Genomic DNA, 25,698 nt, shown 5'->3' with positions numbered 1-25,698 from the left:
CAACCGCACGGCGCCCGTTCCGCCCGCCGTGAAGCCCCCGCACCGGGGTACTCGCCCCCGCATGACGGAGAAGCAGCACTCGGGTGACTCGTACTGGCTGAACACCGCGCCCGGCGGGGAGCGCCGCCCCGCGCTGTCCGACCCCCTGGAGGTCGACGTGGCGGTGATCGGCGGCGGCATCGCCGGTCTGTGCACGGCGTGGGAGCTGGCCAGGGCGGGGCGCAGCGTCGCCGTGCTGGAGGCGGGCAGGCTCGCGGCGGGCGTCACCGGGCACACCACCGCGAAGGTCACCGCGCTGCACTCGCTGGTCTACGACAAGCTGCGCCGCACCCGCGGCAGCGAGGGCGCGCGGCTGTACGCCCGGTCGCAGGCGGAGGCGATCGAGCGCACCGCCGGGGTGGTGGAGGAGCTGGGCGTCGACTGCGAGTGGGAGCGGCGGAGCTCGTACACGTACGTCACGGACGCGGACCGGGTGGATGAGGTGCGCGCGGAGGCGAGGGCCGCGCGGGAGGCGGGTCTGCCGGCGTCGTTCGTGACGGAGACGGGGCTGCCGTTCCCGGTGGCGGGGGCGGTGGAGGTGCCGGAGCAGGCGCAGTTCCATCCGCGCAAGTACCTGCTGGCGCTCGCCGACGACATCGAGGCGCACGGCGGACGCCTGTACGAGGACACCACGGTGCTGGGTCTGGAGGAGGGCGAACCCTGCCGCCTGTCGACCTCGACCGGGGCGTTCGTGACGGCCCGGGACGTCGTGGTCGCCACCCACTACCCGGTCTTCGACCGCGCGCTGCTGTTCACCCGCCTCTCCCCGCGCCGCGAGCTGGTCGTCGCGGGACCGGTGCCGGCGGAGCTGGACCCGGAGGGCATGTACATCACCCCGTACGGCGGCTCCCGCTCGGTGCGCACCGCGCCCTACGGCGACGACGCCTCCCGCCGGCTGCTGGTGGTCACCGGCGAGCACTTCACCCCGGGCACGGGCGACACCCGCGCCCGCTTCGACCGGCTGGCGCAGTGGACGCGCCGGCACTTCCCGGGTGTGGAGCTGACGTACTTCTGGGCCACGCAGGACAACGACCCCACCGACACGGTGCCGCTGGTCGGCCCGCTGCACCAGGGCGCCCGGCACTCGTACGTGGCCACCGGCTTCGGCGGCTGGGGCATGAGCGGCGGCATGATGGCGGGCCGGCTGCTGACCGCGCTGATCACGGGCGGGGAGTGCGCGTGGGCGGGTCTGTACGACCCACGGCGCGTGGCCTCGGCCGTGCGGGAGGCGCCGGCCTTCCTCAAGCACCAGGCGCAGGTCGCCAAGCACTTCGTCGGCGACCGTCTGCGCCCGACGCCCCCGGTGGAGGCACTGCCGCCGGGCGAGGGCGCGGTGGTCCGCACGGAGGGCGGCCGCCTGGCGGTGTACCGCGACGACGAAGGCACCCTGCACGCGCTCTCCGCCCGCTGCACCCACATGGGCTGCCTGGTCGACTTCAACGCGGCCGAACGCGCCTGGGAGTGCCCGTGCCACGGCTCCCGCTTCGACACGGAGGGGAACGTGGTGCAAGGGCCGGCGACGAAGCCGCTGGAGCGGCGGGACATCTGAACCGGCCCCCGGTCGGAGGGGGCCGTCCGCCTCCGACCGGGTGAGCGTGCGGTCGCCACCGACCGAGCCGCGGCGGTCACCGTCGACCCCCGCCCTACTGTCATACGGTGATCACACTTTCACGTCGTGTTATCGCCGCCTGTGCCCTCGCCGCCGCCCTCACCGCGTGCGGCTCCTCCACCGAACCGGCCGCGCGGCCTCCCGCCCCCGCGCCCTCCCCCGCCGCCCCGTCGGCGCCGCCCACGCTCGCCGCGGGTCCCGCGGGGGGCGTCCCGATGTTCGAGCACGGGCCGCGCGACGCCGGGAAGACCGTTGCCCTCACCTTCGACGCCGACATGACCGCCGACCAGGGTCCGCGGGCCGCGGCGGGCGAGCGGTTCGACCATCCGGGGTTGATCGAGACGCTCAAGAACCTGAAGGTGCCGGCGACCGTGTTCATGACCGGGCGGTGGGCCGAGGAGTACCCGGAGCAGGCCCGCGCCATCGGCCGTGACCCCCTCTTCGAGGTCGCCAACCACTCCTACAGCCACTACGCCTTCACCGCCGACTGCTACGGCCTGCCCACGGTCCCGGAGGAGCGGATGCGGGCCGATGTGGAGCGGGCGTACCAGGTGTTCCGTGCGGTGGGCGTGCCCGAGCCGATGCCGTACTTCCGCTTCCCGGGCGGGTGTTACGACCGGCGGGCGCTGAAGGCGCTCACCCCGGCCGGTGTCACGGCCGTGCAGTGGGACGTCGTCGGCGGCGACGCCTTCGCCACCGACCCGGACGCGGTGGCCCGGCAGGTGCTGGACGGGGTGCGCCCCGGTTCGGTGGTCGTCCTGCACTGCACCCGCAGCGCCGCCCCGACGACGGAGGAGGCCGTACGGACGGTCGTCCCGGAGCTGCGCCGCCAGGGCTACCGCTTCGTGAAGGTGTCGGAACTGATCGGCACGGCGAACGGACGCGGCTGACCGTCCTACGCTGGAGGCATGAGCGACGACGTGACCGACCGCGACTACTGCCTCGTCGGCACCGAGCGCCCGCCGAAGGCGGACGGCCCGCCGTACGCGGCGTGCGTCCAGTGCCAGGAGCCCACGGAGTACCCCGAGTCGTACAAGGGCATCACGCTGTGCCCGGTCTGCGAGTGGCGCGAGGCGGAACGCACGGCCTGCTCGGGCTGACCGGAGCCGAGTCCGTGCGCGCTGTCGTCGGGGCCGTCCGCCGGGCGGGGGCGTGGCCCTGATCCCGCGCGCGGCTCACGACGCGGTGCCGCTACCGCCGCCTCGGTTCCTCACGGGCGGACTGGAAGGCCTCGGAGATCGTCTCCGCGGCACCGGACAGGATGCCCTTGGTCGCCCCCTTGGAGCCCGACTCCCGCATCTTGTCGGGGAGTTCGGTCAGTCCGGCGGGCTTGCGCGGGCCGGACTCCAGGTCCAGCCGGTTGCACGCCTCGGCGAAGCGCAGGTAGGTGTCGACGCTCGCCACCACGATGCGAATGTCGATCTTGAGTATCTCGATCCCGACCAGGGACACGCGCACGAACGCGTCGATCACCAGCCCCCGGTCGAGGATCAGTTCCAGTACGTCGTAGAGACCACTGGAGCCTCCTCCGCCACGCTGCGGCACCGCCTGAGTCATCGCGTATCAGTCCCTTCCCCCACCCTGGTGCCCCCTCGGCGCCCCTTGATGTCCGCCGGTGCCGCCGGCGGCGCCCCGCCCGGCATCGCTCCCGTCCCGCCCGGCACTGCCCCGTCCGGCATCACCCCCGTCCCGCTTGGCACACTGGGCAGGTGAACGACGACCGGACGACACCCGCCCCCGACAGCCCCTTCCGACCCGACCCGGGTGACCGCGACGCGGCGCCGCAGTTCGTGCTGCCGCTGGTGGTCCGTATCGAGCGCGGCTCGCCGCCGGCGCGGACGGACGCGCTGGAGACGGCGGCCCGCGCGGTGCTGGTGATGCTGACCGACGAGCGGTCGGTCGGCGACGGCGAGTGGGCGCGGGCGATCCGCGACTGGCAGGACGCCCGGATCCGCAAGGTGGTGCGGCGGGCGCGCGGCGCGGAGTGGCGGCGCGCGGAGGCGCTCCCCGGGATCACCGTGACCGGGAAGTCGGCCGAGGTGCGGGTGTTCCCGCCGGTGCCGCTGGACGGCTGGCCGAAGGACCTGGCCCGGCTCCAGGTGTCCGGCACCGACCTCGACGACCCGGACCCGGTGCCGCCCGCGGACCCCGGTGTGCCCACGCTCTGGATGAACCCCGAGCTGGAGATGTCCGCGGGCAAGGCGATGGCCCAGGCCGGGCACGGCGCCCAACTCGCCTGGTGGGAACTGCCGGACGCGGCCCGCGAGGCCTGGCGCGCGGCCGGTTTCCCGCTCGCCGTGCGCACCGCCGACCCCGCCGGCTGGCCCGCCCTGACCGGCTCCGGCCTGCCCACCGTGCGCGACGCGGGCTTCACGGAGATCGCCCCCGGCTCCTGCACCGTGGTGGCGGACCACCCGGCGCTGCGCTGACCCGGGGCGCCCCCGGATGGATGGTGCCGACCCGGCCGTCCCCCGGATGGATCGGACGGCCGTGCGGCCGCCGATGGCCCGCCTGAGGCTGGGCGCATGCCGACACGACGTACGACAGCCGCTGCCCTGCTGTCCGGCGCCGTCCTGCTCTCCGCCTCCCTGGCCGCCTGCGGCCCGGCCGGCGAGGGCGGGGCCGGAGGCGGAGGCGGCGAGGAGGACGACCGCGGACGGATATGGGCGCAGTCCCTCACCTGGAAGGACTGCCCCGCACCGTCCCCCCTGCAAGGCGGCGGAGACGCGCCCCAGCCGTTGCCGGACGGCACCCGCTGGCAGTGCGCCACCGTGCGGGCGCCGCTGGACTGGGACAGACCCGACGGTGAGACCGTCGACGTGGCTCTGATCCGGGCGGCGTCCCGCGCGGACGCCGCCGACCGCATCGGCTCGCTGCTGTTCAACTTCGGCGGGCCCGGCGAGTCCGGCGTGGCCACCCTGCCCGCCCTCGCCCCCGACTACGAGCAACTCCGTTCCCGCTACGACCTCGTGAGCTTCGACCCGCGCGGGGTCGGCGCGAGCGCCGGGGTGACCTGCCTGGACGCCGAGGCGGCGCAGGCGACGGACGAGCAGGACGGCACCCCCGACGACGGCGACGACGAGGTGACCGCCCTGCTCCAGGCGCGGCAGCGGTACGCCGACGCCTGCGAGCGGGAGTCGGGCCGCGTGCTGCCGCACGTGGGCACCGAGGACGCCGCCCGCGACATGGACCTGCTGCGCCATCTGCTCGGCGACGACAAGCTGCACTACTTCGGGATCTCCTACGGCACCGAACTCGGCGGCGTCTACGCCCACTTGTTCCCCCGGAACGTGGGCCGGGCCGTCCTGGACGGCGTCGTCGACCCGACGCTGGACCAGATGGAGGGGGCGCTGGCGCAGGCGGGCGGGTTCCAGATGGCCTTCGAGCACTTCGCCCGGTGGTGCGTGGACACCGGCTGCGCGCTCGGCGACACCCCGGAGGAGGTCGCACAGCTCGTCATGGAACTGGAGGAGAAGCTGGACGACGAGCCGCTGTCCGTCGGCGGGGAGAGGGTGTTCACCGGCTCCCAGTTCGTCGACGCCGTCATCCAGGCGCTCTACCTGGAGACCGCGTGGCCCGCGCTGGAGGTGGGCCTGCAACTGCTCGCCGCCGACGAGGGCGAGACGCTGCTCGGTCTCGCGGACGCCCTCAGCGGCCGGCACGCCGGCGGCTACAGCGACCAGGAGGACGCCCAGACCGCCGTCACCTGCGCCGACCGCAGCGACCGCTACACCGTCGACGACGTGCTGGAACAGGCCGCCGCGTTCGAGAAGGCGTCCCCGATCTTCGGCGACACCATGGTGTGGGGCGCGCTGGAGTGCACCGACTGGCCGGTGCGGGGCAAGGCCGAACACCCGGACGTGAGCGCGCCCGGCGCGCCGCCGATCCTCCTCGTCGGCAACACCGGCGACCCCGCGACGCCGTACCAGGGCGCCGCGCGGATGGCGGAGCGGCTCGGCAAGGGCGTCGGCGTGGAACTCACCTACGAGGGCGAGGGCCACGGCGCGTACGACTCCGGCAACACCTGCGTGCGGAAGGCCGTGAACGCGTATCTGCTGGACGGCACGGTGCCGGCGGCGGGGGCCGTGTGCGAGCGGGAGCCGCTCCAGGGCAAGGAATAGCTTCACCGTGTGGGAGCCGGCCCGGTGGTCCGTGAGGAACGGACCACCGGGCCGGCCGCGTCGTACGCGCGCACGACTCTTGCCGTGTTCATGGCGGCCGGTGTACCAATGAGGCGCGGAACTTGAATGTTGTTCATGTTTCGTCCGCCGGGGGGCCGACCGAGCCTGAGGAGCAGCGTATGACCGCGGAACGTCCTCCCTCGCACAGCCGCAGGACCGTCCTCAGGGCGGGCGCCGTCACCGGCCTGGGCCTCGCGGGCGCGCATCTGGTCGCACCGGGCGCCGCTGCCGCCGCGGCTTCGGGAAGCGGCGGCGGGTATCTCGTCGGCCGGGGGATCTCCGACGCCACGGGTGAGGTCGCCGAGGTCGGCATGATGGGCTACGGCCGCTTCGACCAGCAGGCGGCGGGGCTCCACACCCGGCTGCGGGCGCGGGCGTTCGTCGTGGCCGAGCAGACGAGCGGACGCCGTGTGCTGCTGATCGTCGCCGACTCCCCCATGATCTTCGAGAGCGTGCACCGCGCGGTGCTGCGGCGGCTGAGGCAGGCGTACGGCGACACGTACACCGAGCAGAACGTCCTCATCACCGCCACCCACACCCACGCGGGCCCCGGCGGCTACGCGCACCATCTCCTCTACAACACCACGACGTTCGGCTTCCACAAGGCGACCTTCGAGGCGGTGGCGGACGGCCTGTTCGAGGCGGCGCGCAACGCGCACGAGGACCTCGCCCCGTCCGAACTGCTGCTCAGCCACGGCACCTTGACCGGCGTCAGCGCCAACCGCTCGCGCACCGCCTTCGATCGCAACCCTAAGGAGGACCGGGACCACTTCCCGGACGGCGTCGACACCCTGACCACTCTGCTGCGGGTGGAGCGGGAGGGCCGCACGGTCGGGGCGGTCAACTGGTTCCCGGTGCACGGCACCAGCATGTCCGGCGACAACCGTCTGATCAGCGCCGACAACAAGGGCTACGCCGCCTACCACTGGGAGCGCGAGGTCCACGGCGTGGACTATCTCGCCGACGGCGCACCGGAGTTCGTGTCGGCGTTCGCCCAGACCAACAGCGGCGACATGTCGCCCAACCTGGACCTGGTGCCGCCCACGACGCCCGCCGACTTCGAGGCCACCCGCACCAGCGGGCTGCGCCAGTACGAGGCGGCCGCGGCGCAGGCGGACACGCCGGGCACGCGGCTGTCCGGGCCGGTCGACTCGCGGCTGGTGTACATCGACCTGTCCGACGTCACCGTGCGTCCGGAGTTCACCGGCGACGGGAAGACCCACCGCACCTCCAAGCCGTGCGTCGGCGCGTCGATGGCGGCGGGCAGCCTGGAGGACGGGCCGGCCTTCCCCGGCTTCGACGAGGGCGACAACCCCTTCTGGGACGCGATCTCCAACTCCGTCGTCTACACGGTCTCCCCCGAGCTGAAGCAGGCGCAGGCGCCGAAGGACGTCTTCGTGCCGATCGGGGAGATGAACCGGATCTACCCGTGGGTGCAGGAGCGGGTGCCGGTGATGCTGGTGCGCATCGGCGGCCTGTACCTCATCGGCATCCCTGGCGAGGTCACCGTCTGCGCGGGCCTGCGGCTGCGGCGCACGGTCGCCGGCATCGTCGGCGCGGACCTCGACGACGTCCTGGTCGCCGGGTACAGCAACTCCTATTTCCACTACGTGACCACGCCGGAGGAGTACGACGCCCAGCAGTACGAGGGCGGCAGCACCCTCTTCGGGCGCTGGCAGCTCCCCGCGCTCCAGCAGACCGCGGCCGAGCTGGCGGTCTCCCTGCGCGACGGCACGGACCTGCCGCTCGGGCCCGAGCCGCCGGACCTCACCGGCAAGGCGCTCACGCTCCAGCCCGGCGTGGTGCTGGACGCGCCGCCGCTGTTCCGGAAGTTCGGCGACGTGCTGGTGCCGCCGCGGGAGAACTACCGGACCGGGGAACGCGTCGAGGTCGTCTTCGCCGGCGCACACCCGGGCAACGACCTGCACCGCGGCGACACGTACCTCCGGATCGAGCGGCGCGACTCCGGCGGCGCGTGGCGCACCGTCGCGGACGACGGCGACTGGGGGACCCGCTTCCACTGGGCCCGCGACGGCATCGCCGCGTCCAAGGTGACCATCACCTGGGACATCCCCCAGGGCACCCCCTCGGGCACCTACCGCGTCGTCTACCACGGCGACGCGAAGAGCCTGGGCGGGAAGATCTCGTCGATCGAGGGTGTGTCGACGGCGTTCCAGGTGCGGTGAGGCTGCCCGGGCCGGCGCGGGGGCGTCGGCTCAGCCGGTGATCGAGAAGAAGATCGTGTCCTGGTCGTACCAGTCGATGGCCTTCGTCGCGTGGTCCTCCTGGGCGGCCTCGGCCCGCTCCCGCACCATGCCGAGGACGCGGTGCTGCTCAGCCGTGAGCTTCTCGCCCGCTCCGAGGCAGGACAGGACGTCGGCCCTCGTGGCCGTGTTGTACGTGATCACTCGACTCACGGCGCTCATCCTGCCGCACCCCACTGGCAACGCGTCAGGCGTCCGTTCCCCGACGGTCCTCTCCCAACCTCAAATGTTCCTCTGAAGGCGGCCGGAGGACGGTTCGGGCGCGGAGCCTCGGGTCATATCCCCGGCACGTCCGGCACGCCCGTGCGGACGGATCGGGGGCCGGGCGGGAACGCCCGGGGTGAAGGAGGGGACGGGGATGACGACGGTGCGGCTGGGGACCGGGATCGGGTGGCGTCCGGAGATCGCGGACGCGGTGGAGGCCATGCCGGGCATCGACTGGGTCGAGGTGGTCGCGGAGAACGTCTGCCCCGGCCATCCGCCCGCGTCGCTGCTGCGGCTGCGCGAGCGCGGCGTGACCGTCGTGCCGCACGGCGTCTCCCTGGGGCTCGGCGGCGCCGAACGCCCCGGCGAGGGGCGGCTCACCGCGCTCGCCGAGCGGGCCACGGCGCTCGGATCGCCCCTGGTCACCGAGCACATCGCGTTCGTGCGGGCGGGCGGTCCGCTGACCGCGTCCCCCGGCATCGAGGCCGGGCACCTGCTGCCGGTGCCGCGCACCCGCGACGCCCTCGCCGTGCTGTGCGAGAACGTCCGCATCGCCCAGGAGGCGCTCCCGGTGCCGCTCGCCGTGGAGAACATCGCCGCGCTGTTCTCCTGGCCCGGCGAGGAGATGACCGAGGGACAGTTCCTGTACGAGCTGGCCGACCGCACCGGCGTACGGCTGCTCATCGACGTCGCCAACCTGCACACCAACCACGTCAACCGCGGCGAGGACCCCGCGAAGGCGCTCGGCGAACTCCCCGTGGAGGCCATCGCGTACGTCCATGTCGCGGGCGGGTTCGAACGGGACGGCGTGTGGCACGACAGCCACGCCCACCCCGTGCCGCGGCCGGTGCTCGACATCCTCACGGACCTCGCCTCGCGGGTGTCGCCCCCGGGCGTGCTGCTGGAACGGGACGAAAATTTCCCGCCCCCGGCGGAGCTGGAGCGTGAACTGGTCGCGATCCGCGAGGCGGTGGAGGCGGGCGCCCGCGCCCGGGTGGCGTCGGCGCCGGAACCCGTACGGGAGCCGGCCGCCGCCGAGCCCGTCGCCGGGGCCGCCCGGGAGCGGCTGGCGCTGGCCCAGACCGCCGTGCTGTCCTCGCTCGTCGCGGGGACGCCGGTGCCGGAGGGGTTCGACCGGACGCGGATGCGCGTGCAGGCACGGGCGCTGGCCGCCAAGCGGGCGGACGTCGTCGCGAAGGTGGCCCCGGAGCTGCCGGAGATCCTCGGCGACGGCTACCGGCCGGCCTTCCTCGCGTACGCGCAGACCCGCCCGATGACGGGCGGTTACCGGCACGACGCGCTGGCCTTCGCGGAACACCTCCTGCGCCCCGGCCGCGTCGACAGCCCTCGCACCCGTCGCGCCCTCCGCGACTGGCACCACGACCGCTCGGGCCCCCGCCCCCGAGCCCCCCGCCCGACGGCCCGCCTGGCCAGGGCGACCCGCCGGTCACTGCTGCGGCGCTGACGCCCTCCGGGCACCCGCGGCAACACCCCCGGCCGGAACGTCACATACCCACACCGCTGTGTCCGGATCGTGAACAAGGCATGGTGTTCCCGCGACCGTGTCCCTTACAAACGACTCATGTTCTGGGTTCCTCTCCTGCTGCTGGCCTGGGCGATCGCCGGGGTCGCCGGGTTGCGGCTGTGTCGGGCGGCGGTGCGCGAGGCGGCCTGCGCCCGTGAAGAGGCGGGAGGGCGGCAGGGGTTGACGCTGTACGAGGCGGCGTTCCTCTCCGGCGGGCCCGCCCGGGTCGCCGATCTCACGCTCGTCGCGATGGCCCGTCAGCGGCGGCTGCTGCTGGCGCACACCGGCTGGGCCACCGTCGTCGATCCGCGCGGGCGGGACGCCATGGAGCGCACGGTGATCGGGGCGATAGGGCCGGAAGGCCAGTCGCCCATAGCGCCGGTGCGGAAGGCCGCGGCGACCGCGGAGGCGGTGCGTACGCTGGCGGAGCGGCTGGTGCGCGCCGGGCTGGCGGTGCCGGAGGGGGATGGGCGGACCGTCGCGGAGGCGCTGCGCCGGCTGCGTCTCGCCGTGCCGGCCGTGGCCGGGCTCGCCGTGGCCGCGCTGCTCATGCCCGTGCCGTCGCAGATGCCGCGCCTGCTGGTCGCCCTGTGGTTCGCGCTGCCGCTGGTGTTCACGCTGGGCTGCCTGGCCGTAGCCCGCTTCGAGTTGAGCCCCGCCTCACCCTGGGCGTCCCCGGCGGGACAGCGCCTCCTCGCCTCCGTGCGGCAGGCGGCGGACGGTGACACCGACGACGACCGCGCGTACCTCACCTCCGTCGCCGTGCGCGGGGTGCACGCGGTGGGCGAACCGCAGGTGCGCGCCGCCTTCGCGCACCGGGAGCCGCGCGTGGAGTGGTGACCGGGTGACCCGGACGCGGTGAACCCGTCGCCGACACCCGGCGGGCGGTCCTTGCCCGGCACCACGCATGCCGAAAACATCCCTTTTGTCGCCGTCGCCGCAGCGCACCGAAGGGATCACCTCACCGATGAGAACCGCCGCCGCCCTCGTGGCCGCCGGGTCCTTGCTCCTCACCACCCCCGCGTCCGCGTCCCCGTCCACGCCCGCGTCCGAGGCGCGCGGCACCGCGGTGGCCGCCGCGCGCGCCGCCTCCGAGGGGATCGGCTTCGGCCCGTGTGCGGAGGAGCAGGAGCTGCCGCCCTCCGTGGAGTGCGGCACCTTGCGCGTGCCGCTCGACTACGCCCGTCCGGACGGCGAGCAGATCCGGCTCACCGTCAGCCGCTCCCGGGCCACAGGGAAGGACCCCGCGACCGGGCGGGCGGTGCCCCGGCAGGGCTCCCTGGTGAACAACCCGGGCGGGCCCGGCGTCAGCGGCATGTACGTCCCGATGCTGGGCATGGTGCCGGGCTGGAAGCGGCTGGCGGCGGCGTACGACCTGGTCGGTTACGCGCCGCGCGGGGTGGGCCGTTCCGCCCCGCTGTCCTGCACCGACCCGAAGACGTTCCACCAGGGCCCCGCATCGGCGCCCCAGCACCCCACGGCGGCGGTCAAGCGGGAGCGCGCGGCCCGCGCGGCGGCGTACGCGCGGGGGTGCGCCGAGCGCGCCGGCGACGCCCTCCGGCACTACACCTCGCTGAACAACGCCCGTGACCTGGACGTGCTGCGCGCCGCGCTGGGCGAGACCCGGCTGACGTTCCTCGGCTCGTCCTACGGCACGTACGTCGGGGCGCTGTACGCGACGCTGTTCCCCTCCCGCGTGCGGCGGATGGTGTTCGACTCGGCGGTGAACCCGGCGCCGGAGCGGATCTGGTACCGCAACAACCTGGCCCAGTCGGCCGCGTTCGAGGACCGCTGGGCGGACTTCCGGGCCTGGATCGCCCGGCACCACGACGTGTACGGGCTGGGCGACACCGCGCGGAAGGTGCGCGACAGCTACGACGTCGTACGGGAGCGGCTGGCGCGGGAGCCGGCGGGCGGGAAGGTGGGTCCGGCGCAGCTGCACACGGCGATGCTGAAGGCGGCGTACTACGACGACCACTGGCCGCAGCGCGCGCACGCCCTGTCGGCGTACATGAAGGGGGACCCGGCGCCGCTGGTGGAGCAGGCGGAGGAGCAGCCCGAGGCGGCTGCGGAGGCGGAGAACACGCGCGCGGTGTATCTGGCCGTGGAGTGCAACGACGCGCCCTGGCCGACGGACTTCGCGGTGTGGGACCGGGACAACACGCGGCTGGCGCGCCGGGCGCCGTTCGAGACGTGGGACAACGTGTGGACCAACCTGCCCTGCGCCTCCTGGCCGGCGCCCCGGCAGCGGCCGCTGGACGTGCGCGCCGGGGAGGACTCGCTGCCGCCCACGCTGATCCTGGCGGCGGAACGGGACGCGGCCACCCCGTACGACGGGGCGCTGGAGCTGCACCGGCGGCTGGCCGGCTCCGCGCTGGTGACGGAGCGGGACGCCGGCAGCCACGGGCTCGCGGGCGGCGCCAACGCGTGCGTGAACGCGCACCTGACGGCGTATCTGTTGGAGGGCCGGGTGCCGGGCCGGCGCGCGTCCTGCGCACCGCACCCGGCGCCCGCTCCCAGGGCTTGAGGCGTCAGGCCAGACCGGCGACCAGCTCGGCGACGTCCTTGCGGCGGCCCGTGAAGAACGGGACCTCCTCACGGACGTGCCTGCGGGCCTCCGAGCCGCGCAGGTGACGCATCAGGTCGACGATGCGGTACAGCTCGTCGGCCTCGAAGGCGAGGATCCACTCGTAGTCGCCGAGGGAGAACGAGGCGACCGTGTTGGCGCGCACGTCCGGGTAGCCGCGGGCCATCTTGCCGTGGTCCGCGAGCATCCGGCGGCGGTCCTCGTCGGGCAGCAGGTACCAGTCGTAGGAGCGCACGAACGGGTAGACGCTGACGTAGTCGCGGGGCGTCTCGTCGGCGAGGAACGCCGGGATGTGCGAGCGGTTGAACTCGGCGGGGCGGTGCAGCGCCATGTTCGACCAGACCGGCTCGAGCGCGCGGCCCAGCTTGGTGCGGCGGAAGAGGTTGTAGGCCTCCTGGAGCTGGTCGGCGGTCTCGGCGTGCCACCAGATCATGAGGTCGGCGTCAGCGCGCAGGCCCGACACGTCGTAGGTGCCGCGGATCGTGACGTCCTTGGCGGCGAGCTGGTCGAACAGCTCCTGGACCTCCTCGGCGTAGCCGGCGCGGTCCTCCGGCAGGACGTCCTTCAGCTTGAACACGGACCACAGGGTGTAGCGGATGACCTCGTTGAGGTCCTTGGCCAGCTTGCCCTTGTTGGGGATCCGGTCGGGCGCGGGGGTGGTGGCGTCGTCACTCATGTCCCTTATTCTCCTGCTCCTCCGTGAAGGCTTTGCACCGGGTGCGCGGTGAGCTGCTGCACAGCGCGCAGGTCACCCTGGATCTGGTCGGCGGCGGCGTACGCGCTCGCGATGCACGCGGGCACGCCGACGCCGTCGTACGCGGCGCCGCACACGGCCAGGCCGGACAGGCCCGAGAGATGGGCGCGGACGCGGGCGACGCGCGCGTGGTGGCCGACCGGGTACTGCGGCAGGCCGTCGTCCCAGCGGGTCACGCGGGCGGCGACCGGGGTGGCGTCCAGGCCGGTGGCCGCCTTCAGGTCGTGCCGGGACAGCTCCACCAGCTCGTCGTCGTCGCGGTGCAGGATCTCCGTCTCGCCGTGACGGCCCACGGAGGTGCGCACGACGGCCAGGTCCGGGTTCTCCTCGGCGATCCAGCCCCACTTGCGGGAGGCGAAGGTGGACGCCTTGATGGAGCGGCCCTCCACGGGCGGCACCAGGAACCCGCTGCCCTCGGGCAGCCGCGCCTCGTCGCGCCGGTAGGCGAGGGTGATCAGCGCCATCGAGGCGTACTCGACGGCGGACAGCTCGGCGGCGGCGCCCGGCGCCTCGGCGCGCAGCAGGTGCGCGGCGGCCGGGGCGGGCACGGCGACGACGACCGCGTCGGCGTGCAGCACCTCGCCGCCGGCGACGAGCCGCCAGCCGTCGTCGGCCTCGCGGCGCAGTTCGGTGACCGGGGCGCCGGTGAGGATGCGGACGCCCCGGGAGCGCAGGGAGTCGGCGACCGCGAGCGGCAGGGTGCCCACGCCTCCCGTGACGCCCGTGAAGACGGGACCGGCCTGCTGGGCGGCGGCCGTCCTGGCCTGCACGGCGCGCACCGCCTCGGTCAGGGTGGCGTGCGCGCGGGCCGCCTCGAACAGCTGCGGGACGGCCGAGCGCATCGAGATGCGGTACGCGTCCCCCGCGTACACCCCGCCGAGCAGCGGCTCCACGAGCCGGTCGACGACCTCACGGCCGAACCGCGCGGCGACGTGCTCGCCGATGGCGACGTCGTCGCCGATCTCGGAGGGCGGCAGCTCGGCGTCCCGCCCGATCCGGGCGAGGCCCTCGTCGGACAGCACGCCGGCGAGCGCCGCGGCGGTGCCGGGGACGCCCATGACGTGACCCTTCGGCATGGGGCGCAGCGCACCCCGGGTCCACAGCGCGGCGGAGGCGGTGGCGGGCGGCTGGAGCCGGTCGGCCAGGCCCACCGCGCGGGCGAGTCCGACCGCCTCGGGCCGGCGGGCCAGCAGCGACTCCGCGCCGAGGTCGACGCGGGCGCCCGCGATCTCGCCGGACAGCAGCTTGCCGCCGACCCGGTCCGAGGCCTCCAGCACGGTGACCCGCGCCCCGTGCTCCAGCAGCCGGTGCGCGGCGGCCAGTCCGGCGATGCCCGCTCCGACGACGACGGCGTGCCGGCCGCCGTCCGTGTGTGATCCGCTCATGCCCTCCACCTTCTCAAACGCCGCGCACGGCTCCGCCAGGGCCGTGTGGCCCCGCCGAGTCCCTACCGTGACCCCATCGCGACCGTCCGGCCCGAACGTCCGCCTCCCTCACGGCGTCTGAGGAGCGTCAGTGTCACCACGGCAGGGGGAGTCCCGCAATGCGCACACGACGATCCGTACGATCCGCCCACGCACTGGCGGGGGCGTTGCTGGCGGCGGCCCTGCTCGTCACGGGGTGCAGCGCGTCGTCCGACGACCTCGGGGCGGGGTCCGACAGCAAGGCCGCGCCCGGGGTGGCGGCGGACGAGGGCGCGGCCGTGGACGCGGCGCCCGAGTCCGGGAAGCAGGGCGCGCCCGGCGGCGGCACTGCGGACCGTTCCGCCCCGTCGGCGCCCCGGCCGGCGGCGGAGCACATCATCCGCACCGCCTCGCTGACGGTGCGCGTCAAGGACGTGCCGACGGCGCTCGACGAGGCGCGCACCGCGACGACGAACGCGGGCGGCTACGTCGGTGACGAGACGACCCGCCGGGACGGCCGGGGGCATGAGCGCACCCGTGTGGTGCTGCGCGTGCCGGTGGACGCGTACGACGAGGTGCTGGCCGCGCTGGAGGGCACGGGCACCCTGGTCGAGCGCCGCGCGAACGCGGAGGACGTCACCGACCAGGTGGTCGACGTGGAGAGCCGCATCCGGTCGCAGCGGGCGAGCGTGGCGCGGATCCGCGAGCTGATGGACCGGGCGACCCGGCTGAGCGACGTGGTGACGCTGGAGGGCGAGCTGAGCAGCCGCCAGGCGGACCTGGAGTCGCTGCTGGCCCAGCAGGCGTCCCTGAAGGACCGCACGAGCCTCGCCACGATCACGCTCACGCTGTCCGAGACGCCGGTGAGGAAGGAGAAGAAGGAGGACGAGGCCCCCGGGTTCCTCGACGCGCTCGCGGGCGGCTGGGGCGTCTTCGTGACCCTGCTGCGCTGGCTGATGCTGGCGCTGGGCGCGGTCCTGCCGTTCGCGGCGGTGGCGGCGCTGCTCGCGCTGCTGTGGAGCAGGCTGATCGGCCCGCGGCTCGCGCGCCGCCCGCGTCCCGAGCCCGCGACGTCCGGCGGTCCGGACACGGGCACGGGCACGGGTTCGCTGCCCGTCGCCCCGCCGGTCCCGGGGCGCGCCCCCGACGCCGGGAACGGCGACGCCTGAGGAACCCTGCTCGCCCCTCCCCCGTAGCGTGGGCGGCATGAACACGAGCGCTGCGCACGGGGCGAGGGAACGGCTGGTCGTGATCGGCGGCGACGCCGCGGGGATGTCCGCGGCGTCGCAGGCCCGGCGGATGAGGGGACCGGACGAGCTGGAGATCGTGGCGTTCGAACGCGGCCACTTCACCTCCTACTCCGCCTGCGGCATCCCCTACTGGGTGGGCGGCGACGTCGGCGACCGGGACGAGCTGATCGCCCGCACCCCCGAGGAGCACCGCGCGCGGGACATCGACGTGCGGCTGCGCACCGAGGTCACGGAGATCGACGTGGACCGGGGGCGGGTGCGCGCCCGCGACCTGGAGTCCGGCGCCGAGTCGTGGACGTCGTACGACAAGCTGGTGATCGCGACCGGTGCGCGGCCGGTCCGCCCGGACCTGCCCGGGATCGACGCGCCCGGGGTGCACGGGGTGCAGACCCTGGACGACGGGCAGGCGCTGCTGGACACGCTGTCCCGTACGGGCGGACGCCGCGCGGTGGTCGTGGGGGCGGGTTACATCGGCGTGGAGATGGCCGAGGCGCTGATCAACCGCGGCTACGAGGTGACGGTCGTCAACCGGGGCCGGGAGCCGATGGCGACGCTCGACCCCGACATGGGCCGGCTGGTGCACGAGGCCATGACCGGGCTCGGCATCACGATGGTCGACGACGCCGAGGTGACCGCGCTGTCCACCGGTGCCGACGGCCGCGTGCGGGCGGTCGTCACCGCGGACGCCGAGTACCCCGCCGACGTCGTGGTCCTGGGCATCGGCGTACGGCCCGAGACCAGTCTCGCGCGGGCCGCGGGTCTGCCCCTCGGGGACAGCGGCGGGCTGCTCACCGACCGGTCGCTGCGGGTGCGCGGCCAGGAGAACGTGTGGGCGGGCGGCGACTGCGTGGAGGTGCTCGACCTGGTCTCCGGACAGCTGCGGCACATCCCGCTCGGCACCCACGCCAACAAGCACGGCCAGATCATCGGGACGAACGCCGGCGGCGGCTACGCCACCTTCCCGGGCGTGGTCGGCACGGCGGTCAGCAAGGTGTGCGACCTGGAGATCGCGCGCACCGGCCTGCGCGAGAAGGACGCCCGCCGTGTGGGCCTGCGCTTCGAGGCGGTGACGATCGAGTCGACCAGCCGCGCGGGCTACTACCCGAACGCCGCACCCATGACGGTGAAGATGCTGGCGGAGCTGGGCACGGGCCGCCTCCTCGGCGTCCAGATCGTCGGCCGCGAGGGCGCGGGCAAACGCGTGGACATCGCGGCGGTCGCCCTCACGGCGGGCATGACGGTCCACCAGGTGGCGGCCCTGGATCTGGGCTACGCCCCGCCCTTCTCCCCGGTGTGGGACCCGATCCAGGTGGCCGCGCGGAAGGCGGCGGCGAAGGTGCGGGGGAGGTGAGCACGGCCCGCTCCCGGTCAGCCGGTACGGCCGCGGGGCCGGCCGCCGGCGCACGGCCCCGCGGCGCGGCCGGCGGCCGCCGCGAGTGGCCGCCGGACCGGTACTCGGCACTTGACACTTGGCACTTGGCACTCGGCACTCGGCACGAGCGGACCCAAGCGCGGGCCCCGGTCGCACGGGGCCGCAAGCCCGCAGCCCGCGAGGCCGGCTCACGCCCCGCGTACGGCACCGGCCCGGCGGTGCGGCCCCTGTGGCGGGCCGGCGCACCGGTGGGCGGACCGGTGCGGCGTGTCCCCGCATGCGGCTCGTGTCCGGCAGGCGGGGCGCACCCGGCGCGCGTCGGCTGTCCCGGGCCCGGGACACGGCCGCCGTGCGGGACGGCGTCACGCCGTGCCGTTGATCCGTTCGATCGCCTGGCGGGCCTGTTCGGCCGGCGGGCGGGACGGGAGGGAGGAGACCGAGCCGGTCGTCGACGTGGCGGAGGCGGTGGCCGGGGGGACGGCGGGGGGCTGTTCGCCGGCCGTCGGGCGGGCGTGGGCGGCGGTGGCGCGCGCGGACCGCAGGCGGTGGCCGACCGCCTCGTCCAGTGTCACCGGCCGCTGCATCTGCGCGGCGAGCCGCCCCGCCTCCTGGCCGAGCCGGGCGACGTCCTCCCAGGGGAGGCGGACCACGAGCGTCAGCTCGGCCTCGCCGTCGGGCAGGGCGTGCACGGGGACGGTCACTCGGTCGTTCATCGCCTGTGTCCTCACGTCGGCCCCGCGGCGCCTTCCCCGCGCCGCGGGCGGTTGAGGAGACATACGCACGGCGGACGGGCGGCGTTCAGGCTCCCCTTGATTCACCGGCGGCCGTCCGGGCACTAGTGGGATGTGGTCATCCCCGTCCATGACGTGAACCCCGCGCGCCGCACCCCCTGGGTGACGTACGCGCTGATCATCGCCAACATCGTCGTCTTCGTGGTGTACACGCCCGGTGTCGTCGGCTCCCTGACCGGGGGCGGCGGCAGCCTGGCCGACCTGTGCCACCTCCAGGCGTTCCTGGAGCGGTGGGCGGTGGTGCCCAGGGAGCTGATCCACCACCAGCAGCCGAGCCTGGTGCCGACCGGCGCCACCGGCGTGGGCCCGCAGGGCGCCGGCTGTGTGATCGGCCCGCCCCGCTACGACAAGTCGCCCGAACTGAGCGTGCTGACGGCGATGTTCCTGCACGGCGGCTGGCTGCACCTGCTGGGCAACATGCTGTTCCTGTGGATCTTCGGCAACAACATCGAGGACCGCATGGGGCACCTCCGCTTCCTGCTGTTCTACCTGGTCTGCGGCTACGCGGCCGCGTACGGCTTCGCGCTGCTGAACGCCGACTCGGGCGAGCCGATGATCGGCGCGTCGGGCGCCGTCGCCGGCGTCCTGGGCGCGTACCTGGTCCTCTATCCGAGGGCGCGCGTCTGGGTGCTGGTGCCGTTCCTGATCTTCCTGCCGCTGCGGCTGCCCGCGTGGATCGTGCTGGGCCTGTGGTTCGGGCTCCAGGCGGTGTACTCGGCCGGCCAGGGCGTCACGGACGCGGGCACGGTGGCGTACGCGGCGCACGTCGTCGGGTTCGTCGTCGGCATGCTGCTGGCGTGGCCGCTGAAGCCGGGCACTCCCCCGCCGCCCGAGCCGCGCGGCATCCTCTTCGGCCGGCGGGCGCGGCCCGGGTGGCGGGGCGGGCCCGGGTGGCGGGGCGGGCCCGGGTGGCAGGGCGGACCCGGGTGGCAGGGCGGACCCGGGTGGCAGGGCGGACCCGGCGGACCGAGGGGGCCCGGCCGGTAGCACGGGCCCGGCTGCCGGAACGACCTCCCGCTTGATCGTCCGCGGGCCTAGACTCCCCCCAGCGGCCCGCTGTTCGATGGGGAGGACCATGTTCGACCACACGTACGACAACCCGGTGATCAGCGGTTTCCACCCCGACCCGAGCGTGTGCCGGGTCGGCGACGACTACTACCTGGTGTGCTCCAGCTTCGAGTACTTCCCCGGGCTGCCCCTCTTCCACAGCCTGGACCTCGTGCACTGGGAGCAGATCGGCAACGTCCTCGACCGCCCCGCCCAACTGCCGCTGCCGCTCCCCGGCTCGAAGGCGTCCGGGGGCCTCTACGCCCCCACGATCCGGCACCACGACGGCCGCTTCTGGGTGGTGAACACCAACGTCGACGGCGGCGGCAACTTCGTCGTCACGGCCGAGCGCCCCGAGGGGCCGTGGAGCGACCCCGTCTGGATCGGCATCGAGGGCATCGACCCCGACCTGGCGTGGGAGGAGGACGGCACCTGCTGGTGCGCCCATTCCGGACCCGCGGGCGGCATCAACCTGGCGCGGATCGACCCGGTCACGGGCACGGTGCTTGAGGGCCCCTTCCCCACCTGGTCCGGCAGCGGCCTCAAGTACCCGGAGGCGCCGCACCTCCACCGCATCGGCGACTGGTGGTACCTGCTGATCGCCGAGGGCGGCACGGAGCGCGGCCACGCCGTGTCGGTGGCCCGCGCCCGCTCCCCGCGCGGCCCGTGGGAGGACGCGCCCGGAAACCCCCTGCTCTCCCACAGCGGCACCGCCCGCCCGATCCAGAACACCGGCCACGCCGACCTCGTGCAGGCGCCCGACGGCGGTTGGTGGATGGTGCTGCTCGGCGTCCGCCCCCGCGGGTTCACGCCCGACGTGCACGTCCTGGGCCGGGAGACGTTCCTGACGCCCGTGGAGTGGGACGAGGACGGCTGGCCGGTCGTCGCGCCCGTGCCGGAGCGTCATGCGGCGCCCGGCGGCGCCTGGCACCCCGTACCGGCTCCGCCCGCCCGCGACGACTTCGACGGGACCGCCCTCGCCCCGCACTGGATCTCGCCGTTCACCCGCCCGGACGGCTCCTGGTCGCTCACGGAGCGTCCCGGCTCGCTGGTGCTGCGCGCGACCGGCCCCACCCTGGACACCCCCGGCTACACGTTCGTCGGCCGCCGCCAGCAGCACCTCGACTGCCGCGTCACCGCCCAGGTCGACCCGGGCACCGGGCGGGGCGGGATCTGCGTACGACTCGACGAGGCCCACCACTACGAGGTGGAGGTCGGCGGCGGCGAGGTGCGCGTGGTCGCGCGGATCGGGCCGCTGAGCGAGACCGTGGCCCAGCGGTCCGCCCCGCCCGGTCCGCTGGTCCTCGGCGTGACCGTCCGCACCTCGGACCTGGTGCCCGCGTCGCCCCTGCTCACCGACGGACACACCACCGGCCCCGACACGCTGGCCTTCTGGCTGGGCGACCCCACCGCCCCGGGCGCCCACCCGCTCGCCGAACTGGACGGGCGCTACCTGTCCACCGAGGTCGCCGCCGGCTTCACCGGCCGTGTCATCGGCATGTACGCCACGGAGGGTTCGGTCGCCTTCGACTGGTTCGAGTACGTCCCGACGCCCGCCGTGTGAGGGACCGCTGAAGGCCGTAGGGCCCTGCGCCGGTTGGGCTAATCTGTCCCCCATGCCACCCCGACCAGCCGGAACGCGTCCCACCCTGTCCCTGGTCGCCGAGACCGCCGGCACCAGCGTTCCGACCGTGTCGAAGGTGCTGCGCGGCGGGACCGACGTCTCGGCGGAGACCCGCGCGCGGGTCATGGAGGCCGTACGGGCCGTCGGCTACACCCGCAGGGGCGGCGGCAAGGCCGAGGCCGGGCGGGACGAGAACGGCCGGTCCGACGTCCTCGACCTGGTGGTCACCCACTTCGAGGGGTCGTGGGCGAACCTCCTCATCGCCGGAGCCGGCCGCGAGGCCGCCGCGGCGGGGCTCGACGTCGTGCTGACCCTTGCCGAGCCGCACGGCGACTGGGTGTCGCGGGTGCTCCGCAGGCGCACCCTCGGCGTGGTGGGCACGCTGGTCGACCCGGCGTCGCCGCAGTTCGGCGCGCTGTTCGCGGCGGGCGTCCCGGTGGTGCTGATCGACCCGATGACCACACCGCCCGCGGGCGTGACCAGCGTCGGCGTCGCGAACTGGGAGGGCGGCCGCATGGCCGCCGAGCATCTGCTGTCCCTCGGCCACGAGCGGCTCGGCGTGGTCGCCGGGCACGCCCGCCATCTGTTCAGCCGGGCCCGCGTCGACGGCTTCCGCGGGGCGGCCGACACGGAGACCGGCGGACGGGCCACGGTGACGGTGACGTACGGCGGCTGGAACCGCGCCAAGGCGGCGGCCGCCACCCACGCCCTCCTCGACGAGAACCCGGGCATCACGGCGGTCTTCGCCTGCGCCGACTCGATGGCGCTCGGCGTCTACGACGCGCTGGGCGAGCGGGGTCTGCGGGTCCCCGACGACATCAGCGTCATCGGCTTCGACGACCTGCCGGAGGCGCAGTACATCACCCCCGGCCTGACGACCGTACGGCAGCCCAGCACCGAACTGGGCGCCGCGGCGGTCAAGTTGCTGCTGGACCTCGCGCGCGGCGAGGACGGCGGGACCCGCGCCGCGGCCCGGGTGAAGCTGGCGACGGAACTGGTCGTCCGCGCCTCGACCGGCCCCGTGTCACACGGGTGACGTGACGACGTCGAGGACGAGCCGGCTCGGCCGCCCGGGGCCCGCGGCCCCGGCGCGGTACGCCTCGCCCGTCGCGATCGCCTGCTCGGTCGCCTCGTGGCGCCGGCGCTCGGCCTCCCGTTCGCGGGCGGAGGGGAGACGGGCGATCGCGTCCGGCGCGATGGCGTGGTGCGTCCACGCGAGGGTGCTGCCGAGCTCCGCACGCCACCCCGGAAGCGGAAGCCGTCGAGCGCGGACAGCGTGGGCGTCATGGCGGGGGCGAGCGCCCGCAGCGCCGGGGCGCCGCCGAGCAGCGGGGCGAACTGGGTGTCGGAGGCGTAGGACGCGCCCCACATGCCCACGGCGCCGTCGCACTCGGGGCGGGCCGCGAGCCCGGCCACGGCGTCGGCGCCGTCCGCCTCCTCCTGGGCGCAGGGGTCCAAGACGCCCTCGGGACCGAAGCGGCCCCGCACGTCCTGGAGCGCGACCAGGTAACCGGCGGCCACCGGGCGGCGGACGTCCAGGTACCCGTCGTCCTCCTCGCGCGTCACGTCGTAGGGGTGGCGGGTGAGGAGGGCCGGCCGGGGCCCGGTGCCGTGCGGGAGGAGCAGTAAGGTCCGCAGCCGTGTTCCGTCGCGCGACGGGCAGGTCACCTCCCGCCGTTCGGCGACCGGGTCCGGTGTCGGCCGGGAGGTGACGGTCACGGCTGCGGTCCCTTCCCTCAGCCCTTCACCGCGCCGGTGAGACCGCCGACGATGCGCTTCTCGAAGACCGAGAAGAACACCAGGGCGGGCAGCATCGCGAGCGAGGTGAAGGCGAGCACCTTCGCGGTGTCCGTGGAGTACTGCGAGGAGAACACCTGCACGCCCAGCGGCAGCGTGAAGTTGGCCTGCGAGTTGAGGACGTACAGGGGCAGCAGGTAGTTGTTCCAGCTGCCGACGAAGGCGAGGATGCCGACGGTGACCACGCCGGGCAGCGACAGCGGGACCACCATGCGGAAGAAGAACCCGAGCCGGCTCATCCCGTCGAGCGCGGCGGCCTCCTCGATCTCGTTCGGGATGGCCCGCAGGAACGGCACCAGGATGATGACGGTCGTCGGCAGGCCGAACGCGATCTGCGGGACGATCACGCCCAGCAGGTTGTCGACGAGCCCGAGGTCCTTGATCACCAGGTAGAGCGGGGTGATCGCGATGACCATCGGGAACATCAGGCCCGCCGCGAACAGCGAGTACATGGCGCCCTTGAACCGGAAGTCGTAGCGGGCGATGACGAAGCTGACCATCAGCCCCAGCGCGACGATGCCGGCCGTGCTGGCGAGCGCCACGATCAGCGAGTTGGCGAACTCGCCCCAGAACACCGACGACTTGAGGACGCCGAGGTAGTTGACGGTGACCCAGGGGTCGGGCAGCTCGGCCGGATCGGTGGTGATATGGGCGTTGGTCCGGAAGCCCCCGAGCACGATGTAGAGCACCGGCGCGACGCACACGCCGACGAACAGCAGCGCCACGAAGTAGGTGACGGGGCCGCCGTCGCGCCCTTTGGGCTTCCGGGAGAGGGTGGTCGTCGCGCTCATCACACGGTCCCTTCGGTGACGGCGCCCCTGAGGTCGCGGCGCAGGACGAACCGCTGGTAGATCAGCGCGACGACCAGCGAGATCACGAACATCACCACGGCGACGGCGCTTCCGTAGCCGTAGTTGCCCGCGTTGCGGCCCTGGGCGAGCATGTAGATCGCCATGGTGGAGGTCCCGGCGGTGCCCGAGACGTACTGGCCCCAGATGATGTAGACGAGGTCGAACAGCTGCAGCGAGCCGATGATCGACAGGAACGCCCAGATGCGGATCGTCGGCCCCAGCAGCGGCAGCGTGATGCGGCGCTGGATCTGCCAGTAGGAGGCGCCGTCGATCTGCGCGGCCTCGAAGATCTCGTCGGGGATCGACTGCAGTCCCGCGAGCATCAGGATCACCGCGAAGCCGAGGTACTTCCAGGTGATGACGGCCATCAGCGTCCAGAGCGCCAGGTCCGGGTCGGAGATCCAGTCGGCCTCCAGCGAGCCCAGACCGATCGCGCGCAGCAGGCCGTTGACGGCGCCGTCGCTCTGCAGCATCAGGCTCCAGCCGGTGCCGACGATCACCTCGGAGATGATGTACGGCACGAAGACCAGGACGCGGATGGCGGAGCGGCCGCGGATCCGGCGGTTGAGCAGCAGGGCGAGACCGATCGCCAGGGGCCCCTGGAGGACCAGGGACAGCACCAGGATCAGGCCGTTGTGCCACAGCACGTCGTGGAAGGCGGGGTCGGTGAGGATCAGCCGGTAGTTGTTCAGGCCGACCCAGTCGGTGGGGTCCCCGTAGCCCTTCCACCGGTAGAAGCCGTAGTAGGCGGCGAGCACGACCGGGAAGATCACGAACGCCAGGAAGACGAGGACGGCCGGTGCGGACAGGACGGCGATCTCCAGTCGCGTCCTGCCCCGGCGGCGTGCGGCCGCACGCCGCGGGGCGAGGGTGTCGCTCATGTCTGTCCGGTCAGCCCTTCTCCGCCGCGGCCTTGACGTCCTTGACGATGTCGGCCGCGGTGCCCTTGCCGGCCAGCAGGTTCACCACGGCGATGTTCATGGCGTTGCCGACGTTCTGGCCGTAGAGGGTGTCGAGGAACTGCATGGAGTAGGCGGCCTTGTTGAACGCCTGCAGCGCCGAGATGTTGTACGGCTCGGTGACGACGCCCTGGGCCGCCTTGTTCACCGGGATGGTGTCGAAGGCCTCGGCGTAGGCCTCCTGCTGTTCCTTGGTCACCGTGAACCGGAGGAAGGCGAGGGCTTCTTCGGGCGCGTTCTTGGAGAGGGAGTAGCCGCCGGCGCCGCCCATGATGGCGGTGGGGTCGCCCTTGCCGCCGGGGACGGCCGGGAAGGGGAACCAGCCGAGGTCCGGGAGCGGCTTCTTGTCCGGGGTCAGGTCGGCGATGACGCCCGGGTTCCAGTTGCCCATGAGCTCCATGCCGGCCTTGTGGTTGGCGATCAGGCCCGCCGACGATCCGGCGCCCTGCTGCGAGGTGGCCGTGAGGAAGCCCTTCTGGAAGGGGTCGGCGCCCAGGAGGTCCGCGAGGTCCTCGCCGGCCTTCGTCCAGCAGGGGTCGTCGAAGGTGAGCGACTTGGCCGACTCCTGCAGCGTCTCCTGGCTGCACTCGCGCAGGGCGAAGTTGTAGTACCAGTGCGCGGCGGGCCAGGCGTCCTTGGCGCCGACCGCGATGGGGGCGACCTTGATCGCCTTCAGTTTCGCGACGGCGTCCTTCAGCTCGTCCACCGTCGTCGGGGGCGCGGTGATGCCGGCCTTCTTGAAGAGGTCCTTGCTGTAGTAGACGCCCTCGGGCTGGGTGTCGAGCGGCATCGCGTAGACCTTGCCGTCGATGGAGACGCCCTCGAGGGCCGCCTCGCCCACGTTCCCCCGGTCGGTGTCGGTGAGCGGCAGCTCCTTGATCTGGCCGGCGTCGACCATGGCCTGCATCTTGCCGCCGCCGCGCTGGAGGAAGATGTCGGGCGCGGAGCCGGAGTTGAGGGCGTTCTGCAGCTTGCCGTCGAGGTCCTCGTTCTGCACGGACTGGATCTTGATGGTGACGTCGGGGTGCAGCTTCTTGTACTCCTTGGCGGCGTCCTGCCAGAAGACCAGGCCGCGTCCCTCCATGGCGTTCGTCCACACGGTCACCGTCGCCGCGCCGCCGCCGGCGCCGTCGTCACCGCCACCGGCACATCCGCCGGCGGCGAGTGCGAGGCACAGGCCGATCGCGGCAGCCGTCGCGCTGCGGGTCATCCTCGTCATCGTGGAGCTCCTGATCTGTCGCCAGTGATCCAAAAGCTGATTAGTTTGCGCAAACTAACGAGCCGTCCGCGAAGTGAGGCAAGGTGTATCGTCGAAAATGTCGGCGGAGCAACAGAAAGTTTTCGCAAGTTGCCCAATCGTTACCGACATGGCGACCATCGTTCGACATGTCGAACGTGACAACAAGGGGGCGGGCGCGCGGTGGGTTCCCGGGAACGCCGA

At 73.8% G+C, this 25,698-nt stretch carries 22 protein-coding genes and 1 pseudogene; 14 read left to right on the top strand and 9 right to left on the bottom strand.

Annotated elements, in window-relative coordinates:
- The first annotated feature begins 61 nt into the window (after positions 1-61).
- The 3 genes from ACQY0Z_RS24360 to ACQY0Z_RS24350 all read left to right on the top strand — a co-directional run bounded on the left by ACQY0Z_RS24360 (position 62) and on the right by ACQY0Z_RS24350 (position 2,748).
- The gene (locus ACQY0Z_RS24360; RefSeq protein ID WP_439812804.1) at positions 62-1,588 is read left to right on the top strand and encodes an FAD-dependent oxidoreductase; all 1,527 of its coding nucleotides are present in this window, start codon (positions 62-64) and stop codon (positions 1,586-1,588) included.
- Between the two features lie 107 nt (positions 1,589-1,695).
- The gene (locus ACQY0Z_RS24355) at positions 1,696-2,538 is read left to right on the top strand and encodes a polysaccharide deacetylase family protein (protein WP_381731557.1); all 843 of its coding nucleotides are present in this window, start codon (positions 1,696-1,698) and stop codon (positions 2,536-2,538) included.
- Positions 2,539-2,556: 18 nt separating this feature from the next.
- Positions 2,557-2,748, top strand: coding sequence for a hypothetical protein (locus tag ACQY0Z_RS24350; RefSeq protein ID WP_019523443.1), 192 nt, complete (start codon positions 2,557-2,559; stop codon positions 2,746-2,748).
- Between the two features lie 91 nt (positions 2,749-2,839).
- Here ACQY0Z_RS24350 and ACQY0Z_RS24345 read toward each other — a convergent pair whose 3' ends face one another.
- Complete coding sequence (locus ACQY0Z_RS24345) at positions 2,840-3,205, bottom strand: gas vesicle structural protein GvpA (RefSeq protein ID WP_189899214.1); 366 nt, start codon at positions 3,203-3,205, stop codon at positions 2,840-2,842.
- Positions 3,206-3,357: 152 nt separating this feature from the next.
- Between ACQY0Z_RS24345 and ACQY0Z_RS24340 the strand changes: the two genes are divergently transcribed.
- The 3 genes from ACQY0Z_RS24340 to ACQY0Z_RS24330 all read left to right on the top strand — a co-directional run bounded on the left by ACQY0Z_RS24340 (position 3,358) and on the right by ACQY0Z_RS24330 (position 8,015).
- Positions 3,358-4,077, top strand: a complete 720-nt coding sequence (locus ACQY0Z_RS24340) for a peptidyl-tRNA hydrolase (protein ID WP_189899215.1) — start codon at positions 3,358-3,360, stop codon at positions 4,075-4,077.
- A gap of 96 nt (positions 4,078-4,173) precedes the next feature.
- Positions 4,174-5,769 (top strand): alpha/beta hydrolase, encoded by a 1,596-nt coding sequence (locus ACQY0Z_RS24335; protein ID WP_439812803.1) that lies wholly within the window; start codon positions 4,174-4,176, stop codon positions 5,767-5,769.
- Between the two features lie 179 nt (positions 5,770-5,948).
- Positions 5,949-8,015 carry a neutral/alkaline non-lysosomal ceramidase N-terminal domain-containing protein gene (locus ACQY0Z_RS24330; RefSeq protein ID WP_254588490.1) on the top strand — a complete coding sequence of 689 codons (2,067 nt, stop codon included), beginning with the start codon at positions 5,949-5,951 and terminating at the stop codon, positions 8,013-8,015.
- Between the two features lie 30 nt (positions 8,016-8,045).
- On the opposite strand, the gene ACQY0Z_RS24325 is transcribed toward ACQY0Z_RS24330, so the two are convergent.
- Positions 8,046-8,246, bottom strand: coding sequence for a DUF7691 family protein (locus tag ACQY0Z_RS24325; protein ID WP_189899220.1), 201 nt, complete (start codon positions 8,244-8,246; stop codon positions 8,046-8,048).
- 205 nt (positions 8,247-8,451) lie between these two features.
- Here ACQY0Z_RS24325 and ACQY0Z_RS24320 point away from each other — a divergent pair, with 205 nt between their 5' ends.
- From ACQY0Z_RS24320 to ACQY0Z_RS24310, 3 genes are all read left to right on the top strand, one after another.
- On the top strand, positions 8,452-9,762 hold the full coding sequence (locus tag ACQY0Z_RS24320) for a DUF692 domain-containing protein (RefSeq protein ID WP_439812802.1): 1,311 nt from the start codon (positions 8,452-8,454) through the stop codon (positions 9,760-9,762).
- A gap of 117 nt (positions 9,763-9,879) precedes the next feature.
- Entirely contained in the window at positions 9,880-10,662 is a 783-nt protein-coding gene (locus tag ACQY0Z_RS24315; RefSeq protein ID WP_254588468.1) for a TIGR04222 domain-containing membrane protein, read from the top strand.
- 127 nt (positions 10,663-10,789) lie between these two features.
- Positions 10,790-12,349 (top strand): alpha/beta hydrolase, encoded by a 1,560-nt coding sequence (locus ACQY0Z_RS24310; protein ID WP_347225442.1) that lies wholly within the window; start codon positions 10,790-10,792, stop codon positions 12,347-12,349.
- A 4-nt stretch (positions 12,350-12,353) separates the two neighbouring features.
- Here the strand turns inward: ACQY0Z_RS24310 and hemQ are convergent, their stop codons facing one another.
- Both hemQ and hemG read right to left on the bottom strand, forming a co-directional pair.
- Positions 12,354-13,085: a hydrogen peroxide-dependent heme synthase gene (gene hemQ, locus ACQY0Z_RS24305; RefSeq protein ID WP_019523452.1), complete on the bottom strand. Its 732-nt coding sequence runs from the start codon at positions 13,083-13,085 to the stop codon at positions 12,354-12,356.
- A gap of 5 nt (positions 13,086-13,090) precedes the next feature.
- Positions 13,091-14,548: a protoporphyrinogen oxidase gene (gene hemG, locus ACQY0Z_RS24300; protein ID WP_439812801.1), complete on the bottom strand. Its 1,458-nt coding sequence runs from the start codon at positions 14,546-14,548 to the stop codon at positions 13,091-13,093.
- Between the two features lie 158 nt (positions 14,549-14,706).
- On the opposite strand from hemG, the gene ACQY0Z_RS24295 reads away from it, so the two are divergent.
- Complete coding sequence (locus ACQY0Z_RS24295; RefSeq protein ID WP_254588465.1) at positions 14,707-15,735, top strand: DUF4349 domain-containing protein; 1,029 nt, start codon at positions 14,707-14,709, stop codon at positions 15,733-15,735.
- 37 nt (positions 15,736-15,772) lie between these two features.
- Positions 15,773-17,167, top strand: coding sequence for an FAD-dependent oxidoreductase (locus ACQY0Z_RS24290; protein ID WP_381731187.1), 1,395 nt, complete (start codon positions 15,773-15,775; stop codon positions 17,165-17,167).
- Between the two features lie 383 nt (positions 17,168-17,550).
- Here the strand turns inward: ACQY0Z_RS24290 and ACQY0Z_RS24285 are convergent, their stop codons facing one another.
- Positions 17,551-17,901 (bottom strand): hypothetical protein, encoded by a 351-nt coding sequence (locus ACQY0Z_RS24285; protein WP_189899235.1) that lies wholly within the window; start codon positions 17,899-17,901, stop codon positions 17,551-17,553.
- 132 nt (positions 17,902-18,033) lie between these two features.
- On the opposite strand from ACQY0Z_RS24285, the gene ACQY0Z_RS24280 reads away from it, so the two are divergent.
- From ACQY0Z_RS24280 to ACQY0Z_RS24270, 3 genes are all read left to right on the top strand, one after another.
- Positions 18,034-18,966, top strand: coding sequence for a rhomboid family intramembrane serine protease (locus ACQY0Z_RS24280; protein WP_439812800.1), 933 nt, complete (start codon positions 18,034-18,036; stop codon positions 18,964-18,966).
- An 88-nt stretch (positions 18,967-19,054) separates the two neighbouring features.
- Positions 19,055-20,590, top strand: coding sequence for a glycoside hydrolase family 43 protein (locus ACQY0Z_RS24275; protein WP_254585258.1), 1,536 nt, complete (start codon positions 19,055-19,057; stop codon positions 20,588-20,590).
- 52 nt (positions 20,591-20,642) lie between these two features.
- Positions 20,643-21,686, top strand: coding sequence for a LacI family DNA-binding transcriptional regulator (locus ACQY0Z_RS24270; RefSeq protein WP_189899240.1), 1,044 nt, complete (start codon positions 20,643-20,645; stop codon positions 21,684-21,686).
- A gap of 248 nt (positions 21,687-21,934) precedes the next feature.
- On the opposite strand, the pseudogene ACQY0Z_RS24265 reads toward ACQY0Z_RS24270, so the two are convergent.
- From ACQY0Z_RS24265 to ACQY0Z_RS24250, 4 genes and pseudogenes are all read right to left on the bottom strand, one after another.
- A pseudogene (locus tag ACQY0Z_RS24265) lies at positions 21,935-22,318 on the bottom strand (CocE/NonD family hydrolase); the annotation flags it as partial.
- A 68-nt stretch (positions 22,319-22,386) separates the two neighbouring features.
- Positions 22,387-23,238 carry a carbohydrate ABC transporter permease gene (locus ACQY0Z_RS24260; protein WP_439812799.1) on the bottom strand — a complete coding sequence of 284 codons (852 nt, stop codon included), beginning with the start codon at positions 23,236-23,238 and terminating at the stop codon, positions 22,387-22,389.
- Positions 23,238-24,179 carry a carbohydrate ABC transporter permease gene (locus ACQY0Z_RS24255; RefSeq protein WP_189899244.1) on the bottom strand — a complete coding sequence of 314 codons (942 nt, stop codon included), beginning with the start codon at positions 24,177-24,179 and terminating at the stop codon, positions 23,238-23,240. The genes ACQY0Z_RS24260 and ACQY0Z_RS24255 overlap by 1 nt, the downstream gene beginning before the upstream one ends.
- A gap of 10 nt (positions 24,180-24,189) precedes the next feature.
- Positions 24,190-25,476: an extracellular solute-binding protein gene (locus tag ACQY0Z_RS24250; protein WP_189899246.1), complete on the bottom strand. Its 1,287-nt coding sequence runs from the start codon at positions 25,474-25,476 to the stop codon at positions 24,190-24,192.
- Positions 25,477-25,698: the final 222 nt, after the last annotated feature.

Source organism: Streptomyces sp. P9-2 (genome assembly GCF_051903975.1).
GTDB lineage: Bacteria > Actinomycetota > Actinomycetes > Streptomycetales > Streptomycetaceae > Streptomyces > Streptomyces cellulosae.
Note: the sequence above shows the minus strand (reverse complement) of the source record. Positions and strands in the feature narration are given on the sequence as shown.